The organism is Rhodanobacter sp. FW104-R8 (genome assembly GCF_001617365.1).
Lineage (GTDB): Bacteria > Pseudomonadota > Gammaproteobacteria > Xanthomonadales > Rhodanobacteraceae > Rhodanobacter.
The window spans coordinates 15,494-30,866 of sequence record NZ_LVJR01000021.1 but is presented as its reverse complement, the minus strand read 5'-3'; the positions used below and the strand labels follow the sequence as shown (position 1 = coordinate 30,866).

Here is a 15,373-nt window from a genome sequence, read left to right as displayed (position 1 = left end):
GCACACTCATTTCTCGCTGTTGCTTTTCTGCGCCAGCGCCGCAAGGTCCCAGCCGTTCTTCGGCTTGAAACGGTCGCCGTAGCGCTGGGCCAGCTGTTCGAGCCGGGCCTTGAGCTGGTCCACGCCTTCGCTGCGCGCGTACTGGATCGGGCCGCCGCGGAACGGGGCGAAGCCGGTGCCGAAGATCACCCCGGCGTCGAGCAGGTCGGCGTCGTCGACCACGCCGTCGGCGAGGCAGGCGACGGCCTCGTTGACCATCGGCAGGATCATGCGCTCCTGCACGTCGGGCGGCATCACGTACTCCTTGTCGACCTCGGGCTTCAGCGGCTTGCCGTCCTGCCATACGTACAGGCCCTGGCCATCCTTCTTGCCACGCTTGCCCGCCTCGAGCCTGGTGTCCAGCCCCGGCGGCAGCTCCAGCCCCAGGAACGGCGCCAGCTCCCGGCCGACCGAGGCGCAGACGTCGAGGCCGACCGTGTCGGCCAGCTCGATCGGGCCCATCGGCATGCCGAATTTCTTCGCTTCGCGATCCAGCACCGGGCCCGGCACACCCTCGCTGTAGAGCAGCATCGCCTCCAGCAGGTAGGGCATCAGGATGCGGTTGACCAGGAAGCCGGGCGTGCCCTTGACCGCCACCGGCAGCTTGCCGATCGCCTTGCAGAACGCCAGCGCGCGCTTCTCCACGTCCGGGTCGAGCCGGTCGTGGCGCACCACCTCGACCAGCGGCATCTGCGCCACCGGGTTGAAGAAGTGCAGGCCGAGGAAGCGCTGCGGCGCCTTCAGGTTCTTGCGAAGTTCGTCCAGCGGGATGCTGGAGGTATTGCTGGCGAGGATTCCGTCGGCCTGGAAGTGCGGCTCGATGCCGGCGTAGAGCGCTTCCTTCGCCTCGGCGTTCTCGTAGATCGCCTCGATCGCCAGGTCCGCCGAAGCCACGCCGGCACCCTCGACGTCGGCGCGCAGGCGGCGCATCGCGGCCTCGACCTTCTCCGGCGCCTTCAGCTTCTTCCCGTACAGCGCCCGGGCGCGGTCCAGCGCGGGCTGGATGAACTTCATCCCGCGGTCCTGCAGGGTCACCTCGAAGCCCTTGAGCGCGGCCCACGCGGCGATGTCGCCGCCCATCACGCCGGCACCCACCACGTGCACGTGCCTGATGCCGTGCTCGACGCCGCTGCCCTGGCCCTTCAACCGCTCCTGCAGGAAGAAGATGCGGATCAGGTTCTGCGCGGTCGGCGTCTTCGCCAGCTTCGCCACCGAGCGTGCCTCGATCTTCAGCCGTTGCTGGATGTTCGAGCCACCGAGCTTCCACACGTCGATCAGCGCGAACGGGGCCGGGTAGTGTTCCTTGCGCACCTTGGCGGCGGTCTGCCCGAGCACCATCGGCGCCAGGATCTGCCGCACCAGCCAGGTATTGCTGGCCCAGGCCTTGGCCCGCCGCGCGAACGGGCGCGTCGCGGCGTGGCGCAGCAGCAGTCGCGCCTCGACCAGCAATTCCTCGGGACGGGCCAGCCGGTCGACCACGCCCAGGCCCAGCGCGCGTTTCGCCGACAGCGACTTGCCGGTCAGCATCAGCGGCAGCGCCTCGGTGGCGCCGATCAGGCGCGGCAGGCGTGCGGTACCGCCCCAGCCGGGATGGATCCCCAGCATCACTTCGGGCAGCGCGATCCGGGTCTTGTCGTCGTCGGCGCCGATGCGCTGGCGGCAGGCCAGGATCAGCTCGGTGCCACCGCCCATGCAGGCGCCGTGCACGGCGGCCACGGTGGGACAGGGCAGCCGCGCCAGCGCCTCGTAGACGCGCTGGCCGTGCTCGATGTTCTCCAGCACGGTGTCGTGCTTCGCGTACCCGACGAATTCCTTGATGTCGGCACCGACGGCAAACCCCGAAGGCTTGGCCGAATGGATGATGACGCCGGCCGGCTTCTCGATCGCCAGCCGCTCGACGATCTGCTCGAGTTCGTCCAGCACCGCCCGGGAGATCGCGTTGACGCTGCTGCCGGCGCGGTCGAGGGTCAGCGTGACGATGCCGTCGTCGCCTTCGCTGGTCTTCCAGTGGTTGAAGCGCAGTCCTTCGAACATGGGCGTACAGGCGTGGTGGATGAGGCCTGAACCATACCGTTCCGCCGCCTTGATTGCGAGATGTGACGCAGCCGCTTGACCGCTGCGGCAGCGCCGGTGTGAAATCGGGCCGTCATCGGAAAAATCGCCGGCCGTGGCTGTCCGGCGGGGCGTCAGGACCATGTGACAGGGGCTGGATAGTGGAGCGTATCGCCATGCTTCGATCAGCCTTGCCGCAACCTGGCCTCGCCCGGCCATCCCCGCCACCGGTCGCCGGCGGGTCGGCTTCACCACTGCATTACCGCCGAAACCGCAGGACGGAGACGCAATGACCTTCGCAATGGCCTCCGCTCCACCGCAAGCCGGTACCGAGATTTTCGAGCGGATCGTGGCTGCCCCCAGCGGCCTCGTCGTGCTGGACAGCAAGGACGTTTCCACCCTGATCGACCAGTTTCGCGCGCTTGCCCGGCATACCGGACAGGCGGTGTACCTGTGGCAACCCGATACCGGCCTGGGCAGCCTGCGCGATGCGCAGGTGCGGGTGCCGGACTGCCAGCGGCTTGGCAACGCCTTGCGCTACATGCAGCAGAGCATGCATTTCGGGGTGTATTTCCTGCTCGGGCTGGAACTTCCCCTGTCGGCGATGGATGCCACCTTGCTGCGCCAGCTCGCCCGCGCGCCCAAGGGATACCTGCGCCGCGTCGTGCTGATCGACGCGCCGGTGGCGCTGGTCGAGCATCTGGGGGAGCTGGCCGTGCATCTCGGCAGCGAGGACAGCAAGCCGCGGCGTCTGCGCCTGCGCGACGGCCGCTGGCTGGTCTGAGACCATGGACAGGCTTTGAGGCGGGCATGCAGATGAATTCCGGTATCCTGGTCGTCGCCGCCCAGCGCGAGTTGCGCCGCAGCCTGTTCGATGCGCTCGACCAGGCGGGCTATCCGCAGATTCACAGCGCGCGCGACGTGTCGCACGCCGCGATCCTGCTGGAAGGCCGCCCGCCGCTGCCACCGCTGCAGCTGATGGTGATGGTCCTGGCCGGCGACGAACGGCAGGCGCGCATCAGCTGCGAGCAGCTGCGCCGCCTTCCGGGCGGTGGCGACACGCCGCTGATCCTGGTGCTGGCCGAGGAGACCACGCTCGGCCCCGCCGACCTGCCGGCCGGAATCACCGATTGGCTTTCCGCCGCGCAGATCGGCAGCGAACTGGTGCCGCGCTGGCGTCGCTCGCAGGCCGCCGGTCTTCGCGCGCGCAAGGCGGTGCCCGCCACGCCGGACGCCGTGCACGACGACTATCGCTATGTCTTCGAGGAAGGTGACAGCGAGTGGCTGATCGTCGATGCGCAGAGCCGGCGTCTGCTGGAAGTCAGCCCCATGGTGGCCCGGCACAGCCGCATGCACGCCAGCCAGTGGGAGGGGCTGGCGCTGGCCGAGGTGCTGCGTTTCGAAGGCATCGCGACCGAGCAGGTGCTGGCCGAGGCCAACCGCAATTGGTATCCCTGCCAGCGCAAGTCGGCACAGGGCGCCGACACCGGCCAGGCCAGCGTGCGCCGGATCCGGCACGCCGGGAGCGACGCGCTGGCGCTGATGTTCCGCAGCGACCGTGCCGACCTGCGCGCGGAGGCGGCGCTGTCGCTGCTGTCGCGCATCTTCGCCTCCACCAGCGGGGTCGACGCGCAGAGCGCGGCCGGCCGCATGCTGTTCGACGAACTGGGGCTGGATTACCTGGCTGTCTGGTCGGCACGCCAGGACGGCGCCGATGCGCCGACCCAGATGCTGCAGCTGTGGAATGGCGACGACCCGGCATGGCCGCCGGCGCAGATGCAGAGTTCGCTGCAGCTCGTGCTGGGCGGCAAGCCGATCCTGTATCGCACCGATGCGAAGCGGCTGGCGCAGGTCGATCCGTTGTTGCGGCAGCTCGACCTCGCCGGTTTCGCCGGCCTGCCGCTGTACGACGAGCGTCACACGGTGCTTGGCGCGATGCTGGCCGGCAGCCGCCGCGGCTTCGGCGAGATGGGCATCATCGAGCCGGTGCTGCGTTGCACCGCGGCCCGTTTCGCGCAGATGCTGGAGCTTGGGCGTACCCGCGAACAGGGGCGCGCCGAGGGGCTGGTCGATGCGCTGACCGGCCTGCCGAACCGGCTGCTGTTCAACGACCGTCTGGACACGATCATCCGCGAGGCGACCCGCAACGGCGAGTGCTTTGCCGTGCTGTTTGTCGACCTCGACCGCTTCAAGGCGATCAACGACACCCACGGCCATGCCGCCGGCGACCAGGTGCTGCGCACGGTCACCCAGCGCCTTTGCGGCAGCATACGCGCCTCCGACACGGTGGCGCGCTATGCCGGCGACGAGTTCACTGTCGTGCTGCGGCACATCGTGAAGAACGACGATGCCTTGCGCGTGGCCGAGAAGATCGTGCAGGTGATGGAGACGCCGCTGTACCTCGAGGACGGCACCGAGCTGCAGGTGACCGCGTCGATGGGGCTGAGCTTCTTCCCCGACGACGCCGGCGACACGCAGACCCTGCTCAAGCACGCCGACGAGGCGATGTACGCGGCCAAGCACCAGGGCCGCAACAACTTCCAGATCTACGAGGTCAGTCCCGAGTACGCGTTGCAGCACGGCATGGCGCTGAAGACCCGGTTGCGCCACGCCGAGGGCAACGGCGAGCTGCGCGTGGTCTACCAGCCGCAGGTCGACACCAAGAGCGAGGACATCGTGGGGATGGAGGCGCTGGTGCGCTGGGAGCATCCCGAGCTGGGCATGATCAGCCCGGCGGTGTTCATCCCGCTGGCCGAGGAAACCGGCCTGATCGTCTCGATCGGCGAATGGGTGATGCGTACGGCCTGCCGCCAGGCGAAGGAGTGGGAACAGCGCTACGGCCTGCGCCTGCGGCTGGGCGTGAACCTGTCCGCGGTGCAGCTGATGGAGCCGCAGCTGCTGGACACCGTGGCCAGGGTGCTGCGCGAAACCGGCCTGGATCCCGACTTGCTGGAGATGGAGGTCACCGAAAGCATCAGCATCAAGGCCGTGCCGAACCTGGTCGAGAACCTGCACGGGCTGCACGACCTGGGTTGCCACATCGCGATCGACGATTTCGGCACCGGCGCGGCCTCGCTGGATTACCTGCGCCGGCTGCCTGCCGACCGCATCAAGGTCGACCAGAGCTTCGTGCGCAACATCGGGGTGGATCCCGACGACGAGGCGATCGTGCGCGCCACCATCGAGATGGCCCACCGCCTGAAACGCGCGGTGGTGGCGGAGGGCGTGGAGATCGAGCAGCACCTGCAGTTCCTGCGCGAGCACGGTTGCGACGAACTGCAGGGCTACCTGTTCTGTCGTCCGTTGCAGCCGGTCAGCTTCGACAAGCTGCTGGCCGAGCGCCAGCGCCTGCTGGAGGCGCGGGTGGCCGAGCCGGCTTGAGCCGGCGGCGGGCACCCCCATAACTGATCCGGCCCGTCACGGGTCCGGGGCGCCCATCGGGCATGACAACCAGCCAACGGGCTGTGCGTTATGGTGTCGGAGCGATCCCACGCAGGCTGAACTCGGGCGCCAGACTGTGGTCTGAGCGCCGCGTTCAGTTCAAACAAGCTCCGCAGCGGATGACGGCATTGACGACGGATACGGCCCGGACGGGCGAAAACGAACTGGATCGCGCGCTGGTCGAGCGGGTCCAGCAGGGGGACAAGCGGGCCTTCGACCTGCTGGTGCGCAAGTACCAGCACAAGGTGATAGGGCTGGTTTCCCGCTACGTGAGAAACCATGCCGAGTGCGAGGACATCGCGCAGGAGTCGTTCATCCGCGCCTGGCGGGCGATCGGTTCGTTCCGCGGCGACAGCGCGTTCTACACCTGGCTGTACAAGATCGCAGTGAACACCGCCAAGAACCACTTGGTGGCGCTGGGACGGCGCCCGCCGTCGGGCGACATCGATGCCGACGACGCCGAGTTCATGGCCGGCGCCGAGCGCATGCACGACAGCGCCACCCCCGAGCGCGAACTGATGCGCCAGGAAATTGAACAATCCGTGTTTTCCACTGTCCAATCGTTGCCCGAAGAGCTGCGGACCGCCATCACGCTGCGCGAGGTGGATGGCCTCAGCTACGATGAAATCGCCGAAGCGATGGGCTGCCCGATCGGCACGGTGCGTTCGCGCATCTTCCGGGCACGCGAGGCGATCGACGAGAAGCTGCGGCCCCTGTTGTCGGACCGCGAGGATCAGACATGAACCAGGCAGGCAATAACCAGGCAGGCGCGGACCAGCAGTTCCGCGAGAGCCTTTCCGCGGGCGTCGATGGCGAGCTGTCGAAGGAGCAGTTGCGCTTCCTGCTGCGTCGGCTCGATCACGATGCCTCCCTGCAGCAGGCCTGGGGCCGCTACCACATCGCCCGCGACTGCCTGCGCCGGCAGTTGCCGCCGATGGCGGAAAGCGGTTTCGCCGCGCGGGTGAGCCTGGCGATCGAACGGGAATCCCGGCCGGCGGCTGCCACCCGGCGAGGCCACTGGCTGCGCTGGTCGACCGGCGGCGCCATCGCCGCCAGCGTGGCCGCCGCCGCCCTGATGATCGGCCAGCCGACCGGCGACGCCGAGCGCACGATGGCCGCGACCACCCAGCAGGCCACCAGCACCGTTGCCGTTGCCGCATCGACGGGCAGGCCCGTGGCGCCGGCCACGGTGCCGCCGTGGCTGAGCGGCAATTCCGCCGGCCTGCTCAGCCAGCAGGCGTCGGCCACCTTCGGTGCGCCGTTCGTGCAGGGCCAGTCGTCGTATGCGCGCCGTCTGTCCGGCTACCCGCCGCTGCGCCGCTACCGCACGCTCGACAACAACGACGGCAGCTACCTGCTGCTGCTCGATCCGGAGCAGCAGGCTGTGCCGGATATCTCGCGCCGGGCTTCCGCCGTCGCGCAATAAAACGGGCCCGCGTGTGATTGCCCGCGGCTCGTCCTCGCTGCTTTCGCCCTCATCGGCCCGTCGCGCGGGTCGGTCGGTGGCGCGTGTCCGGACCAGGCACGCCGCAGCCCGAGCCATCGATTCACTTGAAGCCTGTCGGCCGAAATCAACCAAGGAGGAGACATGAACCATTCCATCTTGCGCATCCTGGCGTGCTGCGCGCTGCTAGGCATCGCCGGCGTCGATACCGTGCAGGCGCAGGCGCCGGCAGCGAGTCTGCCGGATTTCACCGGGATCGTGCAGAAGAACGCACCGGCCGTGGTGCACGTGGAGGCCCGCTACAACGGCGAGCGGCAGGTCGGCAGCCGGGGCGTGGGGCAGGCGATGCCCGGCCAGGGCATGCCGGACGATCCGCAGGCCGAGATCCTGCGGCGTTTCTTCGGCATGCCGATGATGCCGTCGCCGCAGGACCAGAAGCGCACCTCGCTGGGCTCGGGCTTCATCATCTCCGGCGACGGCTACATCCTCACCAACAACCATGTGGTCGACCATGCCGACAAGGTGACCGTGCGCCTGCAGGACCGGCGCACGCTGACCGCCCGGGTGGTCGGCACCGACCCGACCTACGACATCGCCCTGCTCAAGGTCGATGCCGGCGGCAGCCTGCCGGTGGTGAGCCTCGGTGATTCGCGCAGCCTGAAGCCTGGCCAGTGGGTGCTGGCGATCGGCTCGCCGTTCGGTTTCGACTACACCGTGACCCAGGGCATCGTCAGCGCGGTGGGCCGCAACCTGGGCCAGCGCGACCAGCCGTACACCTCGTTCATCCAGACCGACGTGCCGATCAACCGCGGCAACTCCGGCGGCCCGCTGTTCGACCTGCAGGGCCGGGTGGTCGGCATCAATTCGCAGATCTATTCCAACACCGGCACCTATTCCGGCGTGGCGTTCTCGATCCCGATCGACGTGGCGATGAACGCGGTGCAGCAGATCAAGAGCAAGGGCTACGTCTCGCGCGGCATGCTCGGGGTGATGGTCCAGCCGGTCGACGACGACATGGTCAAGGCATTCGGCCTGGACAACGGCGTAGGCGCTGCGGTGGTCGATGTCACGGCGGACAGCGGCGCCGCCAAGGCCGGCCTCCAGCCCGGCGACATCATCCTGGCCTACGACGGACGAACCTTGCAGCAGGCCTCGGACCTGCCGCCGCTGGTGGGCATGACCAAGCCGGGAACCAGGGTGCCGGTGGAGATCCTGCGCAATGGCAAGCGGCAGACGCTCGAGGTCACCATCGGCGAGGCTGCGCGCGACCGGGATGCGGTGGGCGGCCGGGGTGCCGCGCCGTCCCCGGGCAGCAGCGGTTCGGCCGCGCTGGGCCTTGCCGTGGAGCCGATCGACAGCGATACCCGCAAGCAGCTGGGGCTGAAACCCGGGCAGGGCGTGGTGGTCAGCGACATCACCGGATCGGTGGCGGCGCAGGCCGGCCTGCGCGCCGGCGACGTGATCACCATGGTCAACCAGCAGAAGGTCGGCAGCGTGGCCGAGTTCCAGGCCGCCACGAAGGACGTGAAGGCCGGCAGCACGGTGCTGTTGCTGGTGCGCCGCGGCGACCAGAGCAGCTTCATCGGCCTGACGGTACCGGACGGCAAGTAGGCAGCAGGCAGGCTGCCGCGCCCGTGCGGCCCGGCCTTGGCGCGGCCGTCCCCGTGAGCGGGAGACGGCCGCGCCGCGCGATCCGGTGGCGGCGACGGGTTCCATGCGATAATGCCGGGTTAGCGTCGCGCCATCGCGACGCGCCGTCACGCGTGGTGCGTGCCGGCGAGACCCAAGCCCGACAGGCCGCCTGCGCTCCATGGAATTGATCCGCAACTTCTCCATCATCGCCCACATCGACCACGGCAAGTCGACGCTGGCCGATCGCATCATCCAGCTTTGCGGCGGCCTGGCCGACCGCGAGATGGAGGCGCAGGTGCTGGACAACAATCCGATCGAGCGCGAGCGCGGCATCACCATCAAGGCGCAGTCGGTGTCGCTGCCGTACAAGGCGCGCGACGGCAAGACCTACCAGCTCAACTTCATCGACACCCCGGGCCACGTGGACTTCTCCTACGAGGTCAGCCGCTCGCTGGCCGCCTGCGAGGGTGCGCTGCTGGTGGTAGACGCCGCCCAGGGCGTCGAGGCGCAGTCCGTCGCCAACTGCTACACCGCGGTGGAGATGGGCCTGGAAGTGGTGCCGGTGCTGAACAAGATCGACCTGCCCACCGCCGACATCGAGAAGGTGAAGGTGGAGATCGAGGCGGTGATCGGCATCGACGCCACCGACGCGGTGGCGATCAGCGCCAAGACCGGCCTCAACGTGGTCGAGGTGCTGGAGGCGATCGTGGCGCGCATCCCGCCGCCCAAGCCGCGTGACACCGACCGGCTGCAGGCGCTGATCATCGACTCCTGGTTCGACAACTACCTCGGCGTGGTGTCGCTGGTGCGCATCATGCAGGGCGAGATCAAACCCGGCGACAAGCTGCTGGTGATGTCCACCGGCCGCGTGCACGAGGTGGACGACGTGGGCGTGTTCACGCCCAAGCGCAAGAAGCTGGACAAGCTCGGCGCCGGCGAGGTGGGCTGGATCAATGCCTCGATCAAGGACGTGCACGGCGCACCGGTGGGCGACACGCTGACGCTGGCCGCGAAACCCGCGGAAAAGCCGCTGCCCGGGTTCCAGACCATGCAGCCGCGCGTGTTCGCCGGCCTGTTCCCGGTCGCCGCCGACGACTACCCCGCGATGCGCGAGGCGCTGGACAAGCTGCGCCTGAACGACGCCGCGCTGTTCTTCGAGCCGGAATCCTCCGAGGCGATGGGCTTCGGCTTCCGCTGCGGCTTCCTCGGCATGCTGCACATGGAGATCGTGCAGGAGCGGCTGGAGCGCGAGTACGACCTCAACCTGATCACCACCGCGCCGACCGTGGTCTACGAGGTGCTCAAGACCGACGGCAGCACGCTGCCGCTGGACAACCCGGCCAAGCTGCCGCCGTCGCCGCAGATCGAGGAGATCCGTGAGCCGATCATCGTCGCCAACATCCTCACCCCGCCGGACTACATCGGCAACATCATCACCCTGTGCGAGGAGAAGCGCGGCGTGCAGCGCTCGATCCAGTACCTGGCCACCCAGGTGCAGATCAGCTACGAGATGCCGCTGGCCGAGGTGGTGCTGGATTTCTTCGACCGTCTGAAGTCCGTTTCGCGCGGCTACGCCTCGATGGATTACCACTTCGACCGTTTTGAGGCCGGCCCGTTCGTGCGCGTGGACGTGCTGATCAACGGCGACCGCGTGGATGCGCTCTCGCTGATCGTGCACCGCAGCCATGCCGACCGGCGCGGCCGCGACCTGGTCGAGCGGATGAAGGACCTGATCCCGCGCCAGCAGTTCGACGTGGCTATCCAGGCCGCGATCGGCGCCCAGGTCATCGCGCGCTCCACGGTGAAAGCCTTGCGCAAGAATGTTCTGGCCAAGTGCTACGGCGGCGACGTCAGCCGCAAGAAGAAGCTTCTGGAAAAGCAGAAGGAAGGCAAGAAGCGCATGAAGCAGGTCGGCCGCGTGGAAATCCCCCAGGAAGCCTTCCTGGCCGTATTGAAAGTGGACAAATAGGCCGGGATTCGGGATTCGGGATTCGGGATTCGACAGAGCATGTCTGCGCTCCGAATCCCCCATCCCGAATCCCCATTCCCGGCTCCAACGGAGCCCCCCATGGAATTCGATTTCTCCGCCATCCTGCTTGCCCTCACCGTGCTGTTCGGCGTGGTGTGGGGACTGGATCGGCTGTTTCTGTACAAGCGGCGCAAGGCACGCCTGGACGCCGCCGGCGAGGAGTATCGCGACCCGGCCCCGGTGGACTGGTCGCGCTCACTGTTTCCGGTGGTGCTGGTGGTACTGCTGCTGCGCTCGTTCGTGGCCGAGCCGTTCCGCATCCCGTCCGGCTCGATGATGCCGACGCTGGACGTGGGCGACTTCATCCTGGTGAACAAGTTCGCCTACGGCCTGCGCGTGCCGGCGTTCAACAACAAGTTCGTCGACCTCGGCGAGCCGAAGCGCGGCGACGTGGTGGTGTTCCGCTTTCCCGGCTACCTGTGCCAGGACGGCGGCAGGCTGGTGCGCAGCGGCGACATGAGCTGCAGCGACCCGCAGGCGCCGGTGCCGGCGCAGAACTGGATCAAGCGGGTGATCGGCCTGCCGGGCGACAGCATCGAGGTGCATGGCGCCGACCTGCTGGTCAACGGCCAGCGCGTGAACGCCGAGGAGATCGGCCCGTACGTGGGCAATCCGCAGCGCAGCGTCGACCAGATCATGCTGAACATGGGCGCCACGGTGTGGACCGAGCACCTGGGCAAAGTCAGCCACATGGTCGCGCGGATGCCGGCCTATACCACGCCGAATTCGATCCCGAACGACCGGGTGCCCGCGAAGGTGCCGCCGGGTTGCTACCTGGTGATGGGCGACAACCGCAACGACAGCCTCGACAGCCGCTGGTGGGGCTGCCTGCCGGAACGGAACCTGGCCGGCAAGGCGTTCCTGATCTGGATGAGCTGGAAGGGATGGGGCACCGGCGGCGTGGATTTCTCGCGGATCGGCACGGTGATCCACTGAGGCGGATGCGGCGCGGGGTGTTTGCCAAAGCGTGACGGGGTCGCACTGTCGCGCGCGCGGCAGCCGACAGTGCGAGAATCCGCAGGCATAATCGGCACGCCGGCGGGGCCAGTCCCCGCCGCATCGGGACCAATCACAGACAGGTACGCCGCGCGGGCGGCATTAGCGAGGGGACTATGAAATCGAAGCAGTCGGGCGTCACCCTGATCGGGTTCCTGATCGTCATGGCCTTCGTGGCCTTCCTGGCCTACATGGCGATGAAGCTGGCACCGTCGTATTCGGAATACATGGGCGTGGCGAAGGCGATGAACCAGGTCGCCACCGAAGGCACCAATGGCAAGTCGCTGGATGAGATCCGCCGGAGCCTGATGTTCAAGATGGGCTTCCAGTACGTCGACGACGCCACCATCCAGCCGAAGGACATCACCATCGTGCGCAACAGCGGCGGCGCCAGCCAGCTGCGCGTGGCCTACGACAAGCAGATCCCGTTCATGTACAACATCGACTTCCTGCTGCACTTCGACAAGAGCGTGCCGCTGCAGGGCAACGTGGGCGAGTGATTTGTCGGAACTGAACTACCGCTTCCGCGATCCGGCACTGGCGCAGCTGGCGCTGACCCACCGCAGCGTCGGCAAGCCGAACAACGAGCGGCTGGAGTTTCTCGGCGACGCACTGCTCGGCGCGGTCGTCGCCGAGATGCTGTACGAGGCGCACCCCAAGGCCAGCGAGGGCGAGCTGTCGCGGTTGCGAGCGCAACTGGTCAACGGCCAGGCGCTGGCGGTGATGGCGCGCGAACTGGCGCTGGGCGACGGGCTGAAGCTCGGCCCCGGCGAGCTGAAAAGCGGCGGCTTCCGGCGCGACTCGATCCTCGCCGACGCGTTCGAGGCGACGGTGGCGGCGGTGTACCTGGATGGCGGCTTCGATGCCTGCCGCGAGACCGTGCGGGGGCTGTTCGTCGGGCGCATCGCAGCCCTGCGCCGCTCCTCCAAGGACGCCAAGACGCGGCTGCAGGAATGGCTGCAGGCGAAGGGTCTGCCGTTGCCGCAATACGAGCTGATCGCCAGCCACGGCGAAGACCACGCCAAGACCTTCGACGTCAGCTGCACGGTCGCCGAGCCGCTGGCGTTCACCGCCGAGGCCCGCGGCGGCAACCGCCGCGCCGCCGAGCAGGACGCGGCCGAGACCGTGCTCAACCGGCTGCTGGAACAGCAGCGCGACGCCTGACCCCGCCGCCTCGCCGCCCGCGTGCCGCTCCCGGTGAAGCACTACACTTGTCACCCGACCCGCCGAGCAACCCGTGTCATGAACCAAGAACTGGACTCCGCCGCCGGCAGCCTGCCGCACGAGAACTTCCGCTGCGGCACGGTCGCGCTGGCCGGGCGTCCCAACGTGGGCAAGTCGACCCTGCTCAATGCGCTGATCGGCTTTCGCCTGTCGATCACCAGCCCGCGGCCGCAGACCACCCGCCACCGCATCCTCGGCATCAACACCAGCGAGGCCGGGCAGATCATGTACGTCGACACGCCGGGCCTGCATCGCGGCGCCAAGCGGGCGATGAACCGCAGCCTCAACCGCGCCGCGCGCTCGGCGATCAGCGACGTCGACCTGGTGGTGCAGGTGATCGAGGCCGGCCGCTGGACCGACGAGGACGAGGCGCTCTACGCCGCCCTGGTCGAGCAGTCGACGCCGCGCGTGCTGGTGATCAACAAGGTCGACCTCAGTAAGGACAAGTCGGCGATGCTGCCGTTCGTGGCCGAGCTGGCGGCGAAACACGGCTACGACGAGATCCACTACGTCAGCGCGCTCAAGAAGCAGGGCCTGAAGGAGCTGGAGCAGGCGATCCTCAAGCGCCTGCCGGTGCAGCCGCCGGTGTTCGGCGAGGACGAGGTGACTGACCGCAGCGAGCGCTTCCTCGCCGCCGAGATGGTGCGCGAGCAGCTGATGCTGCGGCTCGACCAGGAACTGCCGTACGCAACCACGGTGGAGATCGAGCAGTTCAGCGACCGCCCCGACGGCATCGCCGAGATCCACGCGGTGATCTGGGTCGAACGCGACGGCCAGAAGGCGATCGTGATCGGCAACGGCGGCGCCCAGCTCAAGGCGATCGGCATGAACGCGCGGCGCCACATGGAGCGCATGTTCGAGCGCAAGGTGTTCCTGAAGCTGTGGGTGAAGGTGCGCGAAGGCTGGGTCGACGACGAGAACATGCTGAAGAAGTTCGGCTATACCGATTAGGAGTGAGTGAAGAGGAGTGGGGAGTGAGTGAAAAGCGAAGAGCGGCAGATCTGCTTTCTCTCGTTACTCACTTCTCATCATTCACTCTTGGCTTTTCATGCGCATCGAACAGCAACCCGCCTACGTCCTGCACGCACGCGCCTACCGCGAGACGTCGCTGCTGCTGGAATGCCTGACCCGCGAGCATGGCCGGTTGGGTGTGGTGGCGCGCGGCGTGCGCGGCGAGCGCTCGCGGCTGCGGCGGGCCCAGCTGGAGCCGTTCCAGCCGCTGGTGCTGGATCTGCTGCTGCGTGGCGAGCTGGCCACGCTGACCGCGGTCGAGGTGGTGGACACGCCGGCACGCTTGTCGGGCGACGCCGGGCTGGCCGGGTTGTACCTCAACGAATTGGTGGTGCGCCTGACCGGGCGGCAGGATCCGCACCCGCTGCTGTTCGATGCCTACGCGCGGACGCTGGCGCGGCTGGCTGCCGGCGAATCGCTGGCGTGGAGCCTGCGCCGTTTCGAGCGCGACCTGCTCGAGGCGATCGGCTACGGCCTGCAGCTGCAGCACGACGCCGACACCGGCGAGGCGATCGAGCCGGCGGCGTGCTACCGCTATGTGGCGGAGCAGGGCGCCATGCGCTGTGCCGCCGGCAGTCCGCGCGCATTGCGCGGCAGCGACCTGCTGGCACTGGAGCAGGACGAGATGCCCGACAGCGTCGGCCTGAAGGAGCTGCGCGACATGATGCGCGAGGTCATCCGCTTCCACCTCGGCGGCGGCGAACTGCGTGCCTGGCGGGTACTGGCGATGGCCGTGTCGCGGCGGCCCTAGTCGTCCAGCGCCTGCAGCGTCGCCTGCAGCACGGTGCGGAAGCGGGCCAGGGCGGCCGGTGTGGCGCCGCGTCGCGAAACCTGCTGCTGCAGCAGCACGGTCTGCCGCGACAACGCGGCCGCGCCGCAGAACCCGCAGGACGAGCGCAGCCGATGCAGGCGCTCGCTGAAGCCGTCGCGGTCGCGGCTCAGCGTATCCAGTTCCTGCTGGAGCAGGGCCAGTTCTTCGCGCAGCAGCAGGCGCAGTGCGCGCATGGTGGTGGCATCGCCGGTGGTGTCCAGCGCGGTGCGGTCGTCCAGCACGCAAGCGCCGTCGCGCTCCGGCTGCACCAGGGCCAGCACGCGCTGCAGGTCCGCCAGCCCGCAAGGCTTGACCAGGACCTCGCTGAAACCGGCGTCGAGCAGGGGCTGGCGGCCCTCGGGCGCCAGCTCGGCGGTGGTGGCGACGGCGAGGCTTTCCGCCGAAGGCGCCTGCGGGTCTTCGCGCAACGCGGCGAGGATCTGCCGCGCACCGGCGCCCGGCATGCGGCAGTCGAGCAGCAGCAGGTCGAAGGCCTCCGTACGGGCGAGCTGCAGGGCCACCAGGCCGTTCATGCAGGCCTGCGCGCGGGCACCCAACGAGTCCAGCCCGTCGCACAGGAAACGGCAGCTGCCGGGGTCGTCGTCGGCCACCAGCACGCGTGGACGGGCGAGGTCGATCGGGTCCGGATCGGGGCCGGCAAGGTGGCTGGTCATGACGAAATCCGTGTCGTTCA

The 15,373-nt window shown here is 68.4% G+C and carries 13 protein-coding genes; 11 read left to right on the top strand and 2 right to left on the bottom strand.

The window, feature by feature from the left end:
- Positions 1–6: 6 nt before the first annotated feature.
- Positions 7–2,073, bottom strand: a complete 2,067-nt coding sequence (locus RHOFW104R8_RS05700; protein WP_068095815.1) for a 3-hydroxyacyl-CoA dehydrogenase NAD-binding domain-containing protein — start codon at positions 2,071–2,073, stop codon at positions 7–9.
- A gap of 307 nt (positions 2,074–2,380) precedes the next feature.
- Here RHOFW104R8_RS05700 and RHOFW104R8_RS05695 point away from each other — a divergent pair, with 307 nt between their 5' ends.
- The 11 genes from RHOFW104R8_RS05695 (at position 2,381) to recO (ending at position 14,619) form a co-directional block, all read left to right on the top strand.
- Positions 2,381–2,875 (top strand): hypothetical protein, encoded by a 495-nt coding sequence (locus tag RHOFW104R8_RS05695; RefSeq protein WP_068095814.1) that lies wholly within the window; start codon positions 2,381–2,383, stop codon positions 2,873–2,875.
- A gap of 32 nt (positions 2,876–2,907) precedes the next feature.
- On the top strand, positions 2,908–5,472 hold the full coding sequence (locus RHOFW104R8_RS05690) for a bifunctional diguanylate cyclase/phosphodiesterase (protein ID WP_068095828.1): 2,565 nt from the start codon (positions 2,908–2,910) through the stop codon (positions 5,470–5,472).
- Positions 5,473–5,651: 179 nt separating this feature from the next.
- Positions 5,652–6,275, top strand: coding sequence for an RNA polymerase sigma factor RpoE (rpoE, locus tag RHOFW104R8_RS05685; RefSeq protein ID WP_201028776.1), 624 nt, complete (start codon positions 5,652–5,654; stop codon positions 6,273–6,275).
- On the top strand, positions 6,272–6,958 hold the full coding sequence (locus RHOFW104R8_RS05680) for a sigma-E factor negative regulatory protein (RefSeq protein WP_068095813.1): 687 nt from the start codon (positions 6,272–6,274) through the stop codon (positions 6,956–6,958). The genes rpoE and RHOFW104R8_RS05680 overlap by 4 nt, the downstream gene beginning before the upstream one ends.
- Positions 6,959–7,120: 162 nt before the next feature.
- Positions 7,121–8,587, top strand: coding sequence for a Do family serine endopeptidase (locus RHOFW104R8_RS05675; RefSeq protein WP_068095811.1), 1,467 nt, complete (start codon positions 7,121–7,123; stop codon positions 8,585–8,587).
- 199 nt (positions 8,588–8,786) lie between these two features.
- On the top strand, positions 8,787–10,577 hold the full coding sequence (lepA, locus tag RHOFW104R8_RS05670; RefSeq protein WP_068095809.1) for a translation elongation factor 4: 1,791 nt from the start codon (positions 8,787–8,789) through the stop codon (positions 10,575–10,577).
- Between the two features lie 99 nt (positions 10,578–10,676).
- Positions 10,677–11,573, top strand: coding sequence for a signal peptidase I (gene lepB / locus RHOFW104R8_RS05665; protein ID WP_068095807.1), 897 nt, complete (start codon positions 10,677–10,679; stop codon positions 11,571–11,573).
- 176 nt (positions 11,574–11,749) lie between these two features.
- Positions 11,750–12,133: a DUF4845 domain-containing protein gene (locus RHOFW104R8_RS05660; RefSeq protein WP_068095805.1), complete on the top strand. Its 384-nt coding sequence runs from the start codon at positions 11,750–11,752 to the stop codon at positions 12,131–12,133.
- A 1-nt stretch (position 12,134) separates the two neighbouring features.
- Positions 12,135–12,797: a ribonuclease III gene (gene rnc, locus RHOFW104R8_RS05655; protein WP_068095804.1), complete on the top strand. Its 663-nt coding sequence runs from the start codon at positions 12,135–12,137 to the stop codon at positions 12,795–12,797.
- A 78-nt stretch (positions 12,798–12,875) separates the two neighbouring features.
- Positions 12,876–13,808: a GTPase Era gene (gene era / locus RHOFW104R8_RS05650; protein ID WP_068095803.1), complete on the top strand. Its 933-nt coding sequence runs from the start codon at positions 12,876–12,878 to the stop codon at positions 13,806–13,808.
- A 97-nt stretch (positions 13,809–13,905) separates the two neighbouring features.
- Positions 13,906–14,619: a DNA repair protein RecO gene (recO, locus tag RHOFW104R8_RS05645; RefSeq protein WP_068095802.1), complete on the top strand. Its 714-nt coding sequence runs from the start codon at positions 13,906–13,908 to the stop codon at positions 14,617–14,619.
- Here recO and RHOFW104R8_RS05640 read toward each other — a convergent pair.
- Positions 14,616–15,353 carry a response regulator gene (locus RHOFW104R8_RS05640; protein ID WP_068095800.1) on the bottom strand — a complete coding sequence of 246 codons (738 nt, stop codon included), beginning with the start codon at positions 15,351–15,353 and terminating at the stop codon, positions 14,616–14,618. The genes recO and RHOFW104R8_RS05640 overlap by 4 nt on opposite strands.
- Positions 15,354–15,373 lie beyond the last annotated feature (20 nt).

What these genes read in the sequence shown, in the direction of transcription:
- RHOFW104R8_RS05695 (WP_068095814.1), top strand. Translation starts at nt 2,381, where the DNA reads ATGACCTTCGCAATGGCCTCCGCTCCACCGCAAGCCGGTACCGAGATT.
- rpoE (WP_201028776.1), top strand. Translation starts at nt 5,652, where the DNA reads ATGACGGCATTGACGACGGATACGGCCCGGACGGGCGAAAACGAACTG.
- RHOFW104R8_RS05675 (WP_068095811.1), top strand. Translation starts at nt 7,121, where the DNA reads ATGAACCATTCCATCTTGCGCATCCTGGCGTGCTGCGCGCTGCTAGGC.
- lepB (WP_068095807.1), top strand. Translation starts at nt 10,677, where the DNA reads ATGGAATTCGATTTCTCCGCCATCCTGCTTGCCCTCACCGTGCTGTTC.
- RHOFW104R8_RS05680 (WP_068095813.1), top strand. Translation starts at nt 6,272, where the DNA reads ATGAACCAGGCAGGCAATAACCAGGCAGGCGCGGACCAGCAGTTCCGC.
- RHOFW104R8_RS05700 (WP_068095815.1), bottom strand. Translation starts at nt 2,073, where the DNA reads ATGTTCGAAGGACTGCGCTTCAACCACTGGAAGACCAGCGAAGGCGAC.
- lepA (WP_068095809.1), top strand. Translation starts at nt 8,787, where the DNA reads ATGGAATTGATCCGCAACTTCTCCATCATCGCCCACATCGACCACGGC.
- RHOFW104R8_RS05640 (WP_068095800.1), bottom strand. Translation starts at nt 15,353, where the DNA reads ATGACCAGCCACCTTGCCGGCCCCGATCCGGACCCGATCGACCTCGCC.
- RHOFW104R8_RS05660 (WP_068095805.1), top strand. Translation starts at nt 11,750, where the DNA reads ATGAAATCGAAGCAGTCGGGCGTCACCCTGATCGGGTTCCTGATCGTC.
- recO (WP_068095802.1), top strand. Translation starts at nt 13,906, where the DNA reads ATGCGCATCGAACAGCAACCCGCCTACGTCCTGCACGCACGCGCCTAC.
- era (WP_068095803.1), top strand. Translation starts at nt 12,876, where the DNA reads ATGAACCAAGAACTGGACTCCGCCGCCGGCAGCCTGCCGCACGAGAAC.
- RHOFW104R8_RS05690 (WP_068095828.1), top strand. Translation starts at nt 2,908, where the DNA reads ATGAATTCCGGTATCCTGGTCGTCGCCGCCCAGCGCGAGTTGCGCCGC.